The 16,433-nt window shown below is 61.0% G+C and carries 17 protein-coding genes; 4 read left to right on the forward strand and 13 right to left on the reverse strand.

The genetic code is table 11. The features are described from left to right. Positions 1 to 47 precede the first annotated feature (47 nt). A complete protein-coding gene (gene eccD / locus MHX61_RS04230; RefSeq protein ID WP_239193051.1) occupies positions 48 to 1,475 on the forward strand; it encodes a type VII secretion integral membrane protein EccD in 1,428 nt (475 codons plus the stop codon). Further along, positions 1,475 to 2,623: a S8 family serine peptidase gene (locus tag MHX61_RS04235; RefSeq protein ID WP_239193053.1), complete on the forward strand. Its 1,149-nt coding sequence runs from the start codon at positions 1,475 to 1,477 to the stop codon at positions 2,621 to 2,623. Before eccD ends, MHX61_RS04235 begins: the two co-directional genes overlap by 1 nt. Here the strand turns inward: MHX61_RS04235 and eccB are convergent. The 12 genes from eccB to secY form a co-directional block, all read right to left on the reverse strand. Next, positions 2,613 to 3,899, reverse strand: a complete 1,287-nt coding sequence (eccB, locus tag MHX61_RS04240; protein WP_239193055.1) for a type VII secretion protein EccB — start codon at positions 3,897 to 3,899, stop codon at positions 2,613 to 2,615. The genes MHX61_RS04235 and eccB overlap by 11 nt on opposite strands. Before the next feature lie 74 nt (positions 3,900 to 3,973). Continuing rightward, entirely contained in the window at positions 3,974 to 4,867 is an 894-nt protein-coding gene (truA, locus tag MHX61_RS04245; protein WP_239193077.1) for a tRNA pseudouridine(38-40) synthase TruA, read from the reverse strand. Positions 4,868 to 5,003: 136 nt separating this feature from the next. Next, positions 5,004 to 5,501, reverse strand: coding sequence for a 50S ribosomal protein L17 (gene rplQ / locus MHX61_RS04250; protein ID WP_023020595.1), 498 nt, complete (start codon positions 5,499 to 5,501; stop codon positions 5,004 to 5,006). A gap of 72 nt (positions 5,502 to 5,573) precedes the next feature. Continuing rightward, positions 5,574 to 6,584 (reverse strand): DNA-directed RNA polymerase subunit alpha, encoded by a 1,011-nt coding sequence (locus tag MHX61_RS04255; RefSeq protein WP_005322760.1) that lies wholly within the window; start codon positions 6,582 to 6,584, stop codon positions 5,574 to 5,576. Positions 6,585 to 6,698: 114 nt separating this feature from the next. Beyond that, positions 6,699 to 7,304: a 30S ribosomal protein S4 gene (gene rpsD / locus MHX61_RS04260; RefSeq protein WP_005322762.1), complete on the reverse strand. Its 606-nt coding sequence runs from the start codon at positions 7,302 to 7,304 to the stop codon at positions 6,699 to 6,701. 21 nt (positions 7,305 to 7,325) lie between these two features. Next, positions 7,326 to 7,730, reverse strand: coding sequence for a 30S ribosomal protein S11 (rpsK, locus tag MHX61_RS04265; protein ID WP_005322764.1), 405 nt, complete (start codon positions 7,728 to 7,730; stop codon positions 7,326 to 7,328). A 3-nt stretch (positions 7,731 to 7,733) separates the two neighbouring features. Beyond that, positions 7,734 to 8,102: a 30S ribosomal protein S13 gene (rpsM, locus tag MHX61_RS04270; protein WP_005322765.1), complete on the reverse strand. Its 369-nt coding sequence runs from the start codon at positions 8,100 to 8,102 to the stop codon at positions 7,734 to 7,736. A gap of 183 nt (positions 8,103 to 8,285) precedes the next feature. Then, complete coding sequence (infA, locus tag MHX61_RS04275; RefSeq protein WP_004566852.1) at positions 8,286 to 8,504, reverse strand: translation initiation factor IF-1; 219 nt, start codon at positions 8,502 to 8,504, stop codon at positions 8,286 to 8,288. Positions 8,505 to 8,767: 263 nt separating this feature from the next. After that, positions 8,768 to 9,619 carry a L,D-transpeptidase gene (locus MHX61_RS04280; RefSeq protein WP_239193057.1) on the reverse strand — a complete coding sequence of 284 codons (852 nt, stop codon included), beginning with the start codon at positions 9,617 to 9,619 and terminating at the stop codon, positions 8,768 to 8,770. Between the two features lie 65 nt (positions 9,620 to 9,684). Then, positions 9,685 to 10,479: a type I methionyl aminopeptidase gene (gene map / locus MHX61_RS04285; RefSeq protein ID WP_239193059.1), complete on the reverse strand. Its 795-nt coding sequence runs from the start codon at positions 10,477 to 10,479 to the stop codon at positions 9,685 to 9,687. Between the two features lie 2 nt (positions 10,480 to 10,481). Next, positions 10,482 to 11,027, reverse strand: a complete 546-nt coding sequence (locus MHX61_RS04290; RefSeq protein ID WP_005322769.1) for an adenylate kinase — start codon at positions 11,025 to 11,027, stop codon at positions 10,482 to 10,484. Continuing rightward, positions 11,027 to 12,352, reverse strand: a complete 1,326-nt coding sequence (gene secY / locus MHX61_RS04295) for a preprotein translocase subunit SecY (RefSeq protein ID WP_239193061.1) — start codon at positions 12,350 to 12,352, stop codon at positions 11,027 to 11,029. Before secY ends, MHX61_RS04290 begins: the two co-directional genes overlap by 1 nt. Before the next feature lie 375 nt (positions 12,353 to 12,727). Between secY and MHX61_RS04300 the strand changes: the two genes are divergently transcribed. Together MHX61_RS04300 and MHX61_RS04305 are read left to right on the forward strand one after the other, a co-directional pair. Beyond that, positions 12,728 to 14,035: a class I SAM-dependent methyltransferase gene (locus MHX61_RS04300; protein WP_239193063.1), complete on the forward strand. Its 1,308-nt coding sequence runs from the start codon at positions 12,728 to 12,730 to the stop codon at positions 14,033 to 14,035. Positions 14,036 to 14,046: 11 nt separating this feature from the next. Beyond that, the gene (locus MHX61_RS04305) at positions 14,047 to 15,549 is read left to right on the forward strand and encodes an FAD-binding oxidoreductase (protein ID WP_239193065.1); all 1,503 of its coding nucleotides are present in this window, start codon (positions 14,047 to 14,049) and stop codon (positions 15,547 to 15,549) included. Between the two features lie 105 nt (positions 15,550 to 15,654). Here the strand turns inward: MHX61_RS04305 and MHX61_RS04310 are convergent, their stop codons facing one another. Continuing rightward, the gene (locus MHX61_RS04310) at positions 15,655 to 16,143 is read right to left on the reverse strand and encodes a hypothetical protein (protein WP_239193067.1); all 489 of its coding nucleotides are present in this window, start codon (positions 16,141 to 16,143) and stop codon (positions 15,655 to 15,657) included. Between the last annotated feature and the right edge of the window lie 290 nt (positions 16,144 to 16,433).

The raw sequence follows: 16,433 nt of genomic DNA on the forward strand, positions 1-16,433 counted from the left end.
TTGGGCAAGGGGGACGCCCACAATCCATACATTTTTCGGGGGACATCATGACTACTGCAACAGCGCATCATCTGCGCCTTACCGTTCGCATTCATGCCGGCGCCTTCCACAAGGAGGCAGACGTGGCGCTACCGCTAAGCTCCAGCGTGGGGGAGCTTCTGGCGGAGATCACTGACTTGGTGGATGCGCCCACCATTTCTGAGCCTTGGCGCGCGAGCACAGCCTCCGGCCGCGCCATCGATCTCACCGCCCCATTGGCTGCCACTGCGCTCACGGAAGGCTCCATCCTGGTTATTAGTCCGCGCGAGCGCCGGCCTGCACCGGTGATTCGGGATGCGGCGGAATCGCTCGCCGCCGCGGCTGAGGAAGATACTACCGCCGCCCTTCCCACCGTCTGGGCATGGGCAGGAATGCTTGCCGCCTTCGCCCTCGTGTGGGTTAGCACCCTTCCCCTCGCGGCGTGGGCGGCGTTGACCGCTGGAGCCCTGTTGCTCGCCTTGTGGACCCGGGCCTTATCGCTGGTACACCTTAGCCTGGTAGCCGGCATGGCGTGTGGCTGGGTGGTGATTTCGCCCTCGCTTGGCGAAGCCCCCTTTGCCGCACTCACCGCCTGCGTCGCCCTCCTCATCGTGCTGCTTGCCTGCCACGTCACCGGGTTGAGCACGGTTCGCACTACCGCCGTGGCACTCACCGTCTCGGTGCTGTTGTTGGTCGCGGCTTTGGGCTACCTGTTGCCTGGACCAGGGACGGGTCTCCAGGGCAGCCACGGTACGGCGGCTGCCGCCTGCGTGGTGATCGCCGGCATTATCCTGTTGGCCGCAGCTCCTGCGCTGACTGTTGCCACCGCTGGACTCAAAGTCCCGCAGCTGCCCACGGCCGGCCAAGACCTCGCGGTTTCGGATGCCGTCCAGCCGGATGTCGATATCCGTGCCCGGCGCGCCGGCAGCGCCTATGAGGGAATGTGCTGTGGGCTGGCGCTCTGTCTCATTCCGGCCCTGATCGCACTCTCGCTGACGGGCAGTGGTCCGGTCTTGGCGCCGACGAGCGGCGCCACTGATTCTCTCGCCGAGTACGTTGCGGTGCTTTTTGGGGCTGAGCACACCGGCGCGGGATTCGTCCAAGCACTCTGCGTGACCACCGCGGGTGCCGTCGTCCTGCATGCCGCCCGGCACGGTCGTGCGCTGGCTAGCTGGGCCCTGATGCTGCTGGCGATGACCGCCTGTCTCGCTACGTGCTTGTGCGCTACCCACGCGGTGGCGGATTCCGGCCTTGCCGATGCCTGGGCGCCCATCCTTGTTGCCTGCCTGGTTCTCCTCGCCATGCTAAGCGCCCCGCTGTGGGCACCCAAGGTGGCTGGGCTCGAGCCCACCACCATCGCGTGGTTTGAGCGCATAGAATCCCTGGCCATTGCCGCTAGTTTGCCGCTGGCCGCGCACCTTGCCGGTGTCTTCGTGCTCATTAGGGGGCTTGGGTAATGCGCGTGCTACCTGCCGCTTTAGTAGTTGCATTCGCTGCGGGACTGACTGCTGCTCCCTATGCGGCCGCGCGCGAGCCGGACCGCGAATGTGCCACCGCGCATTCCTCACCGCTTTCGCCCCAACCGAGCGAGGAGCAGCTAGACTACCGGGCCCGTTTACATTCCTTTGCTACCGGGGAAGGCGTCAAAGTAGCCGTTATCGATACTGGCGTGGCCCGCCACGATCAACTGCGGCATCTCAGCAGTGGCGCGGACCTTGTCGCGCCAGAGGAACCAGAGCCGCATCGCGATTGCGACCTGCACGGCACCGTCGTGGCCGGTGTCATTGCCGGACACGATATCGGTATCGCCCCGCGAGCAGAGATTTACGCGGTGCGCCAGACCAGCGCGCACTACCGCCAGGAAGCGGAAGACAGTACCACCGGATCGCTGGACACCTTGGCCCGCGCCATTGATGACGCCACCGCTGCCGGTGCCCGCGTCATCAACATCTCCGTTGTCTCCTGTGTCCCGCCAGATGTGGCCGCGCAGGTCGATACTTCCCGATTGGATCGTGCTTTGGCACATGCGGAAGACTCCGGCGCCGTGGTGATCGCTGCCTCCGGCAATGCGTCCTCTGGCAGCTGTGAGATGGGTGACCGCGTCTTTCCGGCGGATTCGCCCACGGTGCTCTCGGTAAGCGCCCAAGCGGATTCGCACGAAATCGCTGACTACTCTCTGAACTCGGCCGACGGACCCCAACTGGCTGCGCAGGGTTTCATTCCGCTAGCGCTCAACCCCGCGGGTGGATGGGCCGATGGTAAGGAAGGCGCGGACGGAACGGCGCAGTTCCATGGCACCTCCTTTGCCGCGCCGGTGGTCAGCGGCACCGCTGCCCTCTTGGCGCAGCGCTTTCCGGACGATAGCCCGGCCGCCCTCCGCAAGCGCTTGGAGGACGCCGCGGAGCCAGGGCACGGCTTCATCGACCCGCTCACCGTGCTCACCCACGTGGAAGCGGGCCCGGACGTCGATACCCGAGCTATGACCATCCGCCCTGCTGACGAAGGCGACTCGCGCGCCCCCACACGCAGTGCCTGGGTGCTGGGTGGGTTAGCGCTGGCGCTTGCCGCGTGGGCGGTATGGCGCGGGCTACGGCCTAAGAGCTAACCTGTAGCGCCTGCTCACGATTGAGCGCGGAGCCTTCCGGCAGCAAGCGCAGGATCTCCCACGGCACCTGCGCGCCCACGCCGGTACCAAGGGCTTCCAAAGTCTCCTTGTCCTTGACCTCGTGCCGTTGGCCCGTGGGTGAAACCACGTGATAGCCATGGCCGCTGTCTACGCCTACGCCACCGGCGTTGAGCCCACCAAAGCGATGGGCCACTGACTCACCTGCCAAGGCGACGGTGCCTGCTTGGGCAGGTACCACTGCCCCGCCGCCCTCGTTAGCAGCACACATCCAGCCATCGTCTGGGGTTAAGAAGCGGAAGGACGTGGAGGGAAGGTTGAGGTTTAAGGGGGCGTCGGCAAGCGCGGCAATCTCCTGCGGCGTGGCTGTTGTCTCCTTGGCACCCACTCCTGTGAGCATCTCCGCCTGGGTGGGGGTCAGCTCCGCTACGCCCTCGGACGTACGCGCCCACAGGCCCTGCCCAGTATCGACAACCTCGGGCGGATCGGCCGGAAAGTTTAGCGGTGGCAGCTCCGCAAAGGCATTGAGCAGCTCGGGCGGCACGGGCCAGGTGTGGGTACTATCGTCCACGCCCAGCGCCCGGCGCACGACGCGCCCTTCGGTGCTGGAGGAATCTGGCAATGCCACGCGGCCCTCCTCTGTGATAAGCCACTGCGTGCCCTCGGATTCCACCAGTGCGGCGCGCTCCTCACCGAGGCTTTTCTGCTCGGGCTCGGCAAGGACAATAACCTCCTGCGACGCAACCTGATGGCCGCCGATGCTGGTTGGGTTTTCTGTAGTCGGTGCCTCATCCTTGCCGGCTAAACACGCTGCCCAACGCTGCTGGGGAGTCTCGCCTGCTGCCGCGAGGTACCCAGGGGCATCCGAGATACCCACCGGTGAGCCCAGCAAAGCTTCTTGCAGATGCTGGTCCCCAATGGTCTGCGCCTCGGCCGCTTGCCCGGCGATAATGCGCGCCGACGCCAGGTTGAATACCGGGTGGTAGGTGTCGTTGACATCCACAAAGAGCTGGCCCTGCTCCGAGCGCACAATCGGCGCCTCGCCCGGCTGCGGGCTCGGCTGCAGCCATGCCAACATACCGGACCCCACCGCTAGGAAGGCGACGCCGACCCCGCCGAAAAGGAGCGCTTTGCGGCGCCTAGCCAATGGATCGTGGATCATGCGGATATCGCCTAAGACGAGCCCATGCTCGACGCGGCGGCGCAAGAATTTATGGCCCGATACCTGGGCCTTGGTAGTAGGCAGCGGACGTGCCATGATTTTCCCCCGAAAAGTCTGTGTACACCCAGCACACAGGCTATCCCAGGTAGGCAACCGCTGCCACTTGGGCGCTAGTCGGCGCTGCGCCTTCCGCGGGTGACCTCGGCGCGCGCCGCCAGCTGGTCTGCCGCCGGGTAATCAACGGCGACGAGCGAAAGCCCCTTTGCCGGGGCCACGGGGATGCTGGAAGAGCGCTTCGTCTCCTGCAGCAACGCCGCGGCGAAGTCGGCATCGCGCCGCCCCTCGCCCACGCGCAGGCAACAGCCCACCAGTGAGCGCACCATCGACCAGCAAAAAGCATCGGCACTCACGCGGGCCTCAAAAAGCTCCGGTTCTTCGGGCGTGGAGACGTCGCGCCAGGAAAACTCCTGTAATTCACGGATGGTCGTGGCATTCGGCTTGGCCTTACAAAAGGCCGCAAAATCGTGCAGGCCCACCAGGGCGGTGGCGGCTTCTTGCATGGCATCGATATCCACCGGCTTAATCCACTCGGCCGTATCCCGCGCCCGGGTCGGCAGCGCGCCGCGCGGATTGGTGGTAATCCGGTACACGTAGTGCCGCCGCAGCGCCGAAAATCGCGCGTCAAAGCCCGCGGGGGCGAACTCACAACCGTGCACGCGCACGTCTTCTGGCAGAAGCTTTGCTAGCCGACGCACCAACTTCCCCGGCTCCCCCGCCACCGAGCGCTGCGCCAGCATCTCAGTGGGAACGTCCACGTGCGCTACCTGGCCACGAGCGTGAACGCCGGCATCCGTGCGCCCAGCGACCGTAAGCGGCACCTCCGTGCGCGCAATCATCGCCAGTTTCTCTTCCACCACGCCTTGCACCGTGCGCAGACCGCCCTTCTGCTTGGCCCAGCCATGAAAGTCCGTGCCGTCATAGGCCAAGTCCAAGCGCAGGCGAACGAACCCGTCCGCCGGCCCTTCGGGGGAAGTCGATGCTGCATCTGTCATAGTGGGCTTCATGCTACCGGAGTAATCACGCAGCACCGGTGCCGGGGCCGCCGCGCTCCGAGCGGCCTCAAGGACTGGAGACATAAAAAGCCGCCGCCCTCACACAAGTGGGAAAGGCGGCGGCGAAGCGCTTAGGCCGAAGGAGAATTTACTTCTCCTCGGACTCCTCAGCTGCGGTCTCCTCGGCAGGTGCCTCAGTCTCTGCAGCCTCGTCTGCCTTAGCTTCCTCAGCCTCAGCGGCCTTGGAAGCGGCAGCGCGGGTAGCGCGGTTAGCCTCAGAGGTCACGGTCTCCTCAAGAACGAGGGAGATCTGGGACATCGGGGCATTGTCACCGGTGCGGTTGTCCAGCTTGATGGTGCGGGTGTAGCCACCCTCACGGTTCTCAAACTTCGGTGCTACCTCGTCGAACAGGTAAGAAACAACATCCTTGCGCGGGATGAGCTTCAGAACTGCGCGGCGGTCAGCAACGGTGCCGGACTTAGCCTTGGTGATGATCTTCTCGATGTACGGGCGAAGGACCTTCGCCTTGGCATCGGTGGTCTTGATAGCGCCGTGCTCGATCAGGCTGGCTGCCAAGTTGCTCAGCATGTGAGCCTGCTGCTTGGCGGAGCCGCCGAGACGGGCACCCTTCTTAGGGGTTGGCATTGTGTACTCCTCGTATGCGGTAAAAGTTGAGCGCGCGGCAATTAGGTCATTGCCGCAAGTCAGCGGGGTTCTTTACTCGGAATCCTCGGCAGCCGGATCCTTGAAGTCACCGGTTTCTGCGTCGTAGCCCTCGAGCTGGGTCGGGTCGAAGTCCTCAGGGGTGTCCTTGAGAGCCAGGCCCAGGTTAGCCAGCTTGATCTTTACCTCATTGATCGACTTCTGGCCGAAGTTGCGGATATCCAGCAGGTCGGACTCGGTGCATTCAGCGAGCTCGCCCACGGTGTGGATCTCCTGACGCTTCAGGCAGTTATAAGAGCGGACGGAGAAGTTCAGGTCCTCGATCGGCATGCCGTAAGCAGCGATATACTCGGTCTCCTGCGGGGAGGGTCCGATCTCGATGCCTTCGGCAGCGTTGTTCAGCTCGCGAGCCAGGCCGAACAGCTCGACCAGGGTGCCGCCGGCGGAAGCCAGGGCGTCGCGGGCAGAAATCGAGTTCTTGGTTTCGACGTCGATGGTCAGCTTGTCAAAGTCGGTGCGCTGCTCAACACGAGTTGCCTCGACCTTGTAGGAGACCTTGAGAACCGGGGAGTAAATCTGGTCGACCGGGATGCGGCCGATCTCACCGGAGGTAGGAGCGGCTGGGACATAGCCACGGCCGCGCTCGACGACGAGCTCAATGTCCAGCTTGGCGGTGTCATTCAGGGAAGCGATGTGCAGATCCGGGTTGTGGATCTCCACACCAGCCGGCGGCTGGATATCGCCCGCGGTGACATCGCCCGGGCCTTCCTTGCTCAGGTACATAACAACCGGCTCATCGGAGTCGGAAGAAAGCACCATGCTCTTGATGTTCAAGATGATCTCGGAAACGTCTTCCTTCACACCGTTGATGGTGGTGAACTCGTGGAGAACACCATCGATCTTGATGGAGGTTACCGCTGCACCCGGAATGGAGGACAGCAAGGTACGACGCAGCGAGTTACCGAGGGTGTAGCCAAAGCCCGGCTCGAGCGGTTCGATGACGAACTTGGAACGAGACGAGTCGATGAATTCCTCGGTGAGCTGAGGACGCTGGGAAATGAGCATTGAAATTCTCCTTTTCGGCGACCGCTATTTGACGCCGGTAGAGGGGTAAAAATCTTCGGGATTGAAGATTCCTGGTTATCCGCCAGGCCATTACAGGCCGTGCGGTATAACAGTTTACTTCGAGTAAAGCTCGACGATGAGCTGCTCCTGCAGCGGAATGTCGATCTGAGCGCGCTCGGGCAGCTGGTGCACGAGGATGCGCAGGGTATCAGGAACAACCTGCAGCCATGCCGGTACGTTGGCATCGATGAGGGCGTCCTGAGCATCTTCGAACCATTCCATCTTCTTGGAGCGGTCACGGACATCGATGATGTCGTACTGGGTGACCTTGTAGGAAGGAACGTTGATGTTCTTGCCGTTCACGGTGAAGTGACCGTGGGAGACAAGCTGGCGAGCCTGGCGGCGGGTGCGTGCCAGACCTGCACGGTAAACTACGTTGTCCAGGCGGGACTCGAGCAGGATAACCAAGTTATCGCCGGTCTTGCCCGGGAGGCGGTTAGCCTCTGCGTAGTAGCGACGGAACTGACGCTCCAGCACACCATAGGTGTACTTTGCCTTCTGCTTCTCCTGGAGCTGCAGCAGGTACTCAGATTCCTTGATGCGGTTGCGGCCAGCCTGTCCCGGTGGGTACGGGCGGCGCTCGAATGCCATATCGCCGCCGACCAAGTCGACGCGAAGACGGCGGGATACGCGGGTAGCGGGGCCAGTGTAACGAGCCATTTTCTTACCTCTTCCTTTCCCTTAAACCTTGCGGCGCTTGGTCGGACGGCAGCCGTTGTGCGGCTGTGGGGTTGCATCCGTGATCGAGGAAACCTCGAGGCCTGCAGCCTGCAGGGAACGGATGGCGGTCTCGCGGCCGGAGCCCGGACCCTTGACGAATACGTCAACCTTCTTCATGCCGTGATCCATTGCCTTGCGTGCAGCGTTCTCGGCTGCCATCTGAGCGGCGAACGGAGTGGACTTACGGGAACCCTTGAAGCCAACGTGGCCGGAGGATGCCCAAGAGATAACAGCACCGGTCTGATCGGTGATCGAGACGATGGTGTTATTGAAGGTGGACTTGATGTATGCGTGGCCGAGGGCCACATTCTTCTTTACGACGCGACGGCCGGAACGGCGCGCGCCGGAACGAGTCTTTGGAGGCATGAATTACTTCTTCTTTCCTGCGATCGTCTTCTTCGGACCCTTACGAGTGCGCGCATTGGTCTTGGTGCGCTGGCCACGTACAGGCAGGCCACGGCGGTGGCGCAGACCCTTGTAGCTTCCGATTTCAATCTTGCGGCGGATATCAGCCTGAACCTGACGGCGGAGGTCACCCTCAACCTTCCAGGTAGCCTCAATTGCGTCACGGAGCGCCGACAGCTGGTCATCATCCAGGTTGTCAGTGCGCAGGTCAGGAGAAATGCCAGTCTTTTCTAGCAGTTCCTTGGCACGGGTTGGACCGATGCCGTAGATGTAGGTGAGAGCGACCTCCATGCGCTTATTGCGGGGGAGGTCAACACCAGCTAGACGTGCCATATGGCGTGTCCTTTCGGGTTGTTACGGCGGTTTTCTCCCCATCCGTCCCGCTCCATGCAACGCTTCGCCCGGACCGTGCCGGGAATCCTTGGGTTACTTACCAGTGCGGGCTCAGGCCACCGTAGCCTGAGGTGGACAGGGTGAACCTACAGGTTCACCCTTGGGTGAGGAGGCTTACTGTCTTTACTTGTAGCGGTAGACGATGCGTCCGCGGGTCAGGTCATAAGGAGACAGCTCTACAACCACGCGGTCCTCTGGGAGGATGCGAATGTAGTGCTGACGCATCTTGCCAGAAATGTGTGCAAGAACCTTGTGTCCATTGTCGAGCTCGACACGGAACATTGCGTTGGGCAAAGGCTCGATAATGCGGCCTTCTACCTCGATTGCGCCTTCCTTAGCCATAACCTCTACTTTTCTGGCGACGGACAAGTGCGCCGTCACCTGCATGTTTGTTGTCTACTGCGGTGGCGTATCCGCGTCAGCCTCGCTGACGCTATACACCGACTTAACAGCATACGCTGCAGCGACACGTTTTCCAAACCGCTGCGCTTTCCGACGCCCCGCTCACTCGCCCGTCCCTCACCCTAAGCCAGCAAAATCCCCCGAACCGATTCTCCTTCTCGGGAGCCGGTTCGGGGGATGAGGCTTTCGCTTAAGCGCGGGCCTTAGTAGATGAAGACCTTATCGCCAACCTGTACATTATCCCAGTAGCGCTTTGCAGCGTCTGGCGGAAGGTGAACGCAGCCATTGGAATCAACAGCCGGGTCATCCAGGTGGAAGGCGTGACCGTTATTGGTGAAGTAGATGGAGTACGGCATCGGTGCGTTATTGAACTCGCGGGAGATGTCATGCTCTACCTTGCGGCCAACGTAGAACGTGCCGCGCGGGGTTTCCTGACCGCGCATGCCGGCGGACATTGCCGGGGACACGTAGGACACCTTGCCGCCATCCTGCAGCCAGGTGCGTCGACCATTGAGGTCGACACAAACCTTGGCATCAGCCGGGCACGGGCCACGGTCGAACTGGTTAGCGCGGCGCTGTGCTTCCGCCTTGCGTGCCGCAGCCTCAGAACGAGCCTTCTCCGCAGCAACGCGCTCAGCGTTGGCGCGAGCAGCGGCCTCGCGGGCCTTGCGTGCTTCCTCATTCTTCTGAGCAATCAAGCCTGGGAAGAGGAATTCTACGGCGCCGTCCACAGCGGTTTGAACGCTAGGTGCCAGTTCCGGAGAGAACTTCTCTGCCTGGTCCAGGATCTGGTTGCGGGTATTCCAGGCCTGCTCGCGGGTCTGGCCATGGAAGTTATCCAGCTGCTTCTTGGCCTCAGCGGTGAGCTGGTCCAGGCCGGACTGAGAAGAGAGCTGAGCGAGGTCGGAGTTTGCCTTGGAGCTGAGCTGATCCAGGTTCGGAATCTCCTGGGCGGTAGCGGCAGGAGCCGCAACGGTGGCACTCAAGGCCATCACGCTAGCGACTGCGGGCGCTGCAACCGTGGCACGGATTTTGCGGAAGCTAAATTTAGACATGGCTGTGAGTATAAACCTTTCAGGGGCGTATGCCTAGTACAACAGGCAATATTGGGGAATATGTGTCAGTAGCGGCGGGTGAGAATACGGGGACCATCGGCGGTCGCGGCCACCGTATGCTCCCAGTGGGCGGCAAAGGAGCCATCGAGGGTAACGACCGTCCAGTCATCTTCTAGCACGGCAGAATCCTCTGTGCCCAAAGTTAGCATGGGTTCAATAGCTAGGACGGAACCTTCTTGGATCAGTGGGCCGCGGCCCGGGCGGCCTTCATTGGCCAGGTAAGGATCCTCGTGCATGGTGCGCCCAATGCCGTGACCGCCGTAGCCATCCACGATGAAAAGATCCACGCCGAACTTCTGCTCGGCCCGGCGGGTGGCTTGCTCTAGGGCATGGGAGACGTCGGTAAGCATATTGCCCGGAACCATGGCCTGCATGCCCTCCATAAGGACATACTCGGTGGCCTTGTTGAGGGCCGCGACATCAGCATCGAGCTCGCCCACTGCGAAGGACCAAGCGCTATCGCCTACCCAGCCATCGAGCGTGGCACCGCAATCGATGGACACCAAGTCGCCTTCCGCGAGGACGGTTTCCTTATCCGGAATGCCGTGCACGATGACGTCATTAACGGATGCACAGATGGAGCCTGGAAATCCTTCGTACCCCTTGAAGGTGGGATAGGCGCCGGCATCGCGAATAGTCTGCTCAGCCACCGCGTCCAACTCGAGGGTAGATACGCCAGACGCTGCAGCAGCGCGGACTTCCTGCAGTGCCTTGCCAACAATTTCGCCGGCGGCCTGCATGGCGTCTAGCTCGCCCGGGGTGCGGGCGGGGATGCGCTTACTGCGGCGTCGAAAAGCCATGCTTACTTACCCAGCGCTTCCATCGCACGGGCGTTGATTTCCTCCACGGTGCCTTCGGCCTTAATGGAGATGATGGCATCGCCGTAGTGCTCGATAAGCGGGAAGGTTTCCTCGCGGTAGACACCGAGGCGGGTGCGGATGGTTTCCTCGTTATCGTCGGCGCGGCCACGGGCCATCATGCGCTCAACCACAACATCCTCAGAGACCTCGAAGTTGAGAACACCGTCGAGCTTCTCGCCCTTCTTAGCCAGCAGCTCCTCCAGGATGTCTGCCTGCTCGGTGGTACGCGGGAAGCCGTCCAGCAGGAAGCCATTCTTGGCGTCATCCTGGTTGAGGCGGTCCTCGACCATACGTGCAGTGACGTCGGTAGGTACCAGCTTGCCTGCATCGATGTAGGACTTTGCCTCTACACCCAGCGGGGTGCCCTCGCCGATATTGGCGCGGAACAGGTCGCCGGTGGAGATGTGCGGAACGTTCAGCTTCTCGCTGAGGATAGCTGCCTGGGTGCCCTTGCCGGCACCGGGAGGTCCTAGAAGTACAAGACGCATTACTTAAGTAGTCCTTCGTAGTTGGATTGCAGTAGCTGGGACTCGATCTGCTTGACCGTAGTCAAGGCGACGGAGACCATAATCAGGATGGCCGTACCACCAAAGGCGGACGTGCCGCTGGCGGAGGAGCGGCCCACGCCGAGATCTAAGAGGATATTCGGCAGGATGGCAATAACTGCCAGGTACAGGGCGCCCACGCACAGCAGACGGTTCATCACATAACCAAGGTACTCCGCGGTCGGACGGCCCGGGCGAATACCCGGGATAAAGCCGCCGTACTTCTTCATATTATCCGCCTGCTCTGCCGGATCGTACTGAACCGAGACATAGAAGTAAGCGAAGAAGATGGTCAGGACGAAGTACAGCACGATGTACTGCCAGGAGGAAGGTGCCTGCAGGTGCGCGATGACATTGCGCTGCCACCAGTTATCTGGGGTGCCGGCGGAGCCAGAGTTCACAATCTGGGTAATGAGAACCGGCATGTAGATAAGGGAGGAAGCGAAGATGACCGGGATAACGCCGGCCTGGTTGACCTTCAGCGGCAGGTAGGTAGAGGAACCACCGTACTGGCGGCGGCCGACCATGCGCTTTGCGTACTGCACCGGAATGCGGCGCTGGCCCTGCTCGATGAAGGTAATACCAACAACCAGGATGACCAATCCGGCTACGACCATGGCGAAGACGAGTCCACCATTGTTCTGCAGGATGCTTACACCATCGGTTGGCAGGCGGGTTGCGATACCAGCGAAGATGAGCAGGGACATGCCGTTACCGATGCCCTTTTCGGTGATGAGCTCACCCATCCACATCACCAGCACTGCGCCGGAGGTCATGGTGATGACCAAGACAATGAGGGTGAAGAAGTTACGGTCTGCCGCTAGGACCTGTACGCCCTGGCCCAGCAGCTGCTCGCGGTCTGCCAGCGCGACGATGCCGGAGGATTGCAGCAACGCCAACGCGAGGGTCAAGTAGCGGGTGTACTGGGTCATCTTGGCCTGACCGGACTGGCCTTCCTTCTTCAATTCCTCAAAGCGGGGAATGACCACGGTCAGCAGCTGCACAATAATCGACGCCGTAATGTACGGCATGATGCCGATAGCGAAGATCGACAGCTGCAGCAACGCACCACCCGAGAAGAGGTTGATGACGGAGTAAAGGTCTCCGGACTGCTCGGTCAACTGGCGCAAACGGCCAGCAATAGACGCATAGTCAACACCCGGGGACGGGATCTGTGCACCGACGCGGTACGCGATGATCATCACGATGGTGAAGATGATCTTCTTACGTAGGTCGGCATCCTTAAAAGCCTGGACAATGGCGGACACTACAAAATCCTCCTGGCCTACCGCTGCCGAACGCGAAATCTAGGGAGGGTTTCGCGTTCATACACGGAGGTGGAAACTCATCTACCCCTAGGAAACCGCACCCCCTGAGCCGGAAAGCTTAGGGGAAATTCAGGTTTCCTTCAGGGACGGTTGAACACTTATGACCCCATTACCCTACCAGCCTTGCTCCGCATAGCCACATTAAGACCCAATAGTGTGACCATGATTGCTTGTCCTTTCGCACGTTTTGTATTCGGGGTTTACCATGAGGGGGTATTGCGCACACGCAATTCTCCTGAAATATCTCCGACCTCACAGCACTATGCGCTCCGAGGCCGTTATTGATGTGAACCTAATGTTTCGAAAGAAGTACTTATGAGCAAGAAATTCACGCCGATGACCGTTGCTGAGATCATCGACGTTTTTGTCCCTAGCCCCAACCCCTTCCGCTGGGAAGCCTTTGACGGCTCCTCGACCGGACCGGAAGACGCCCAGTACAAGGTGACCATTAATAGTCTTGAGGGCCTCTCCTTTATTGCTACCCACCCCGGCGACGTGGGTTTTGCGCGAGCTTATGTCACGGACGGCATCACGGTGCATGGCGATCACCCGGCTCACCCCTATGGCATTTTTGACGCCCTGCATGCCATGTATGACAAATTCCGGAAGCCGGATGCCAAGACCCTGGCCCGCGTTGTTCGTTCCCTAGCTTCCATGGGCGCCTTTCAGATCCAGCCGGTCCCTGAGGTGGAGCGCGCTTCCTGGTTGCGCCGCAAGCTACACGACGGCCTTTCCAAGCACTCGAAGCAGCGCGATGCCGATGTCATTTCTGATCATTATGACGTTGGCAATGATTTCTACGAGCTCTTCTTGGGCGATTCGATGACCTACACCTGCGCCTACTACCCCTCCCCGGATGCCACCCTGGAGGAAGCGCAGGAGAATAAGTACCGCCTCATCTTTGACAAGCTGCGCCTCAAGGAAGGCGACCGCCACTTGGATGTGGGCTGCGGCTGGGGCGGCATGGTGCGCTACGCGGCGCGCCGCGGCGTGAAGTCCATCGGCGTCACACTATCCAAGGAACAGGCCGAGTGGGGCCAGCGCAAGATTGAGGAGGAAGGCCTCCAAGACTTGGCGGAGGTCCGCTTCATGGACTACCGCGATATCACCGAAGAGGGCTTCGATGCCATCTCCGCTATCGGCATTATCGAGCACATTGGCGTGAAGAACTACAACGACTTCTTCAAGTTCCTGCATGGCAAGTTGAAGGTCGGTGGCCTGATGCTCAACCACAACATCACCTACCCGGATAATCACAAGACCCCCAAGGGCGGCTTCATTGACCGCTATATCTTCCCGGACGGCGAGCTCACTGGCTCCGGCAATGTCACCAAAGCGATGCAAGACAATGGCTTCGAAGTCGTCCACACCGAGTCCCTTCGCTTTGACTACATGCGCACGCTGCATGACTGGTGCGAGAATCTGAAGGAGAATTGGGACGAGGCCTGCGCAACCGTAGGACTGCCCACCGCTCGCCTCTACGGCATTTATATGGCCGGATCTGAGTGGGGCTTTGAGCGCAATATCATCAACCTGTACCACTTCCTCGGCGTCAAGCTGGGCGAGGCCGGCTCCCGCGCCGGCGTGCCTGAGCGCCGCTGGTGGGAAGATAGCCGCTTTTAAGGAGGGGTGCCATGACTCTCATTGATAACCTGCGCGATCGCCTCGCCGCCGCCCAGCCGCGGCCGGTGGATGCCATGCCCATTGAGCCGGTGGGGTGGGTGGCGCACCAGGAGGGCGTCGATAAGCTGCTGGCGAGCTTCCGTGCTGTCCCGGCCGGAAAGCGCGTACGCCTAGCCAAGAAGACCTCCAACCTCTTCCGCAGCCGCAGCGAGGAGCAGGAGGGCCTCGATGTGTCCGGCCTGAGCGGCGTCATTGAGGTCGACCCAGTTGCCCGCACCGCCGATGTGCAGGGCATGTGCACCTATGAGGACTTAGTCGATGCCACCCTGCCCCATGGCCTCATGCCCTTCGTCGTCCCGCAGCTTAAGACCATTACTTTGGGCGGTGCGGTAACTGGCATGGGCGTGGAATCTACCAGCTTCCGCAACGGCCTCCCCCACGAGTCCGTGCTGGAGATGGATGTCCTCACCGGCACCGGCGAAATTCTCACCTGCTCCCGCGAGTCCAACGTTGATCTCTTCCGCCTGTTCCCCAACTCCTATGGCTCGCTGGGCTATGCGGTGCGCCTCAAGATTGAGCTGGAACCCGTGCCCGCCTATGTAGAGCTGCGCGAAGAACGTTTCCACACCGTGGAGGAGGCAAGCCGCGTGCTTGCCGACGTCGCCTCTTCCCACACCCACCGCGGCGAGCCCGTCCACGGCCTCGACGGCGTGGTCTTCTCCGAGGACGAGGCCTACCTCGTCTTCGCCCGCTTTACCGATGAAGAGGGCCCAACCTCCGATTACACGCGGGACAAGATTTACTACCGCAGCCTCCAGCACGCCTCTGGCATCCGCCGCGATCGCCTCACAATCCGGGATTACATCTGGCGCTGGGATACCGACTGGTTCTGGTGCTCGCGCGCTTTTGGTGCGCAGAACCCGAAGGTGCGCAAGGTGTGGCCGCGCGAGCTTCGCCGCAGCTCCTTCTATTGGAAGCTGGTCCGCCTCGACCGCAAATACGAGCTGGAATATAACTTCATCAAAAAGCCGCACGGCAAGCCGCGCGCCGAACGCGTGGTGCAGGATATTGAGGTCACACCGGAGAACCTGCCGGAATTCCTCCACTGGTTCTTTAACGCCTCCGATATTCAACCGGTGTGGCTGTGCCCGATCCGCCTGCGCGATGGCGTGGACGAGCTCGTAGGCACCGGCGACATCGCCTCTGACTCCGCCGACCCATGGCCGCTCTACCCCCTTCGCCCCGGACAGACCTGGGTCAACGTCGGCTTCTGGTCCGGCGTAGACGGCGACCACGTCGACCCGTCCGCCCCGAATAATGGCGCGTTCAACAAAGTCATCGAATCCAAGGTCAACGAGCTAGGAGGGCACAAGTCCCTCTACTCCGAGGCCTTCTATTCCCGGGAGAAGTTCGAAGAGCTCTACGGTGGCAGCCTTCCTTCGACTATTAAGGCGGTTACCGACCCGGATGACCGCTTCCCTGGCCTATACGAAAAGACCGTGGACGAGGCCTAGCCCCCTCCCCGGCCCCTAGACCGGTATGGAAAACATATAAGGGTGGCACGCTCCCCAACGAGCGTCCCACCCTTTTCTTATGCCCTCAATCTGGACGTTAGCGCTTTAGTATGCCGCGGTGATGTTCTCGTATCCGTTGACCTTCAGCGCATCCATGACGCGCTGCACAGCGGCCTCGTCCTTGTCCGGGTTATAGGTCTCCGGGAAGGTCAAGTGGGCGGAGTGATCGTCCTTGAACTCAATGTTCATGAACTCGTGGCCCGCCTCCTGGGTAGCAAGTGCCAGCTCGCGCTGCACGGCCAGCTTACCGCTCTGCAGGTTGCCGCCGTTGAACCCTGGATCGACCTCTTCGGTGCCCTCTGCGTCACCGTTGATGACATCTTCCTTGTCACCGGTGATACGACCCTTTTCAGCGTGGGTACCCGGCTGCTGGTCCTGAGCGGGCTGCTCGCCAGCCTCGGCCGGTGCGGTTTGGGTGGTCTCAGCAGGATCCGGCTGGGACAGCTGGTCCTGAGCATCGACTGGGCCGGTAGAGCCGGCAAACGGCATGACGGCAGCAATTGCGGTAGCGAGCAGGGAAGAAATAGACGACATAAGAGTCTCCTTAACGTTTGATGATTTTCAACTAAGGGAGACTCTAACACCCATGAATATAAATCGCTATACCCGGAACCTTATTTATTAATAAAGGTTTCCTGTCAACTGATTTCTGCACCAATAACGCGCATAGCCTTGGCGCCGCGTGGTTTAACGGCACAGCGGTCTTGATTTCTAGCGGTCGTGGAAACACCTGACATGGGTTAGGTGATTGTGTGGAGTCGAAATGGGTTCCGGATTCTGCTGTTGTGGCGCGGTTTGCGTCGTTGGTTCGGGCTGGTAGTTCA

This window comes from Corynebacterium sp. ACRPF (genome assembly GCF_022347395.1).
Classification (GTDB): Bacteria; Actinomycetota; Actinomycetes; order Mycobacteriales; family Mycobacteriaceae; genus Corynebacterium; species Corynebacterium tuberculostearicum_D.

What these genes read in the sequence shown, in the direction of transcription:
- MHX61_RS04290 (WP_005322769.1), bottom strand. Translation starts at nt 11,027, where the DNA reads ATGCGTCTTGTACTTCTAGGACCTCCCGGTGCCGGCAAGGGCACCCAG.
- rpsM (WP_005322765.1), bottom strand. Translation starts at nt 8,102, where the DNA reads ATGGCACGTCTAGCTGGTGTTGACCTCCCCCGCAATAAGCGCATGGAG.
- MHX61_RS04235 (WP_239193053.1), top strand. Translation starts at nt 1,475, where the DNA reads ATGCGCGTGCTACCTGCCGCTTTAGTAGTTGCATTCGCTGCGGGACTG.
- infA (WP_004566852.1), bottom strand. Translation starts at nt 8,504, where the DNA reads ATGGCTAAGGAAGGCGCAATCGAGGTAGAAGGCCGCATTATCGAGCCT.
- eccD (WP_239193051.1), top strand. Translation starts at nt 48, where the DNA reads ATGACTACTGCAACAGCGCATCATCTGCGCCTTACCGTTCGCATTCAT.
- MHX61_RS04310 (WP_239193067.1), bottom strand. Translation starts at nt 16,143, where the DNA reads ATGTCGTCTATTTCTTCCCTGCTCGCTACCGCAATTGCTGCCGTCATG.
- truA (WP_239193077.1), bottom strand. Translation starts at nt 4,867, where the DNA reads ATGAAGCCCACTATGACAGATGCAGCATCGACTTCCCCCGAAGGGCCG.
- MHX61_RS04300 (WP_239193063.1), top strand. Translation starts at nt 12,728, where the DNA reads ATGAGCAAGAAATTCACGCCGATGACCGTTGCTGAGATCATCGACGTT.
- MHX61_RS04305 (WP_239193065.1), top strand. Translation starts at nt 14,047, where the DNA reads ATGACTCTCATTGATAACCTGCGCGATCGCCTCGCCGCCGCCCAGCCG.
- rplQ (WP_023020595.1), bottom strand. Translation starts at nt 5,501, where the DNA reads ATGCCAACCCCTAAGAAGGGTGCCCGTCTCGGCGGCTCCGCCAAGCAG.
- MHX61_RS04255 (WP_005322760.1), bottom strand. Translation starts at nt 6,584, where the DNA reads ATGCTCATTTCCCAGCGTCCTCAGCTCACCGAGGAATTCATCGACTCG.
- eccB (WP_239193055.1), bottom strand. Translation starts at nt 3,899, where the DNA reads ATGGCACGTCCGCTGCCTACTACCAAGGCCCAGGTATCGGGCCATAAA.
- rpsD (WP_005322762.1), bottom strand. Translation starts at nt 7,304, where the DNA reads ATGGCTCGTTACACTGGCCCCGCTACCCGCGTATCCCGCCGTCTTCGC.
- map (WP_239193059.1), bottom strand. Translation starts at nt 10,479, where the DNA reads ATGGCTTTTCGACGCCGCAGTAAGCGCATCCCCGCCCGCACCCCGGGC.
- rpsK (WP_005322764.1), bottom strand. Translation starts at nt 7,730, where the DNA reads ATGCCTCCAAAGACTCGTTCCGGCGCGCGCCGTTCCGGCCGTCGCGTC.
- MHX61_RS04280 (WP_239193057.1), bottom strand. Translation starts at nt 9,619, where the DNA reads ATGTCTAAATTTAGCTTCCGCAAAATCCGTGCCACGGTTGCAGCGCCC.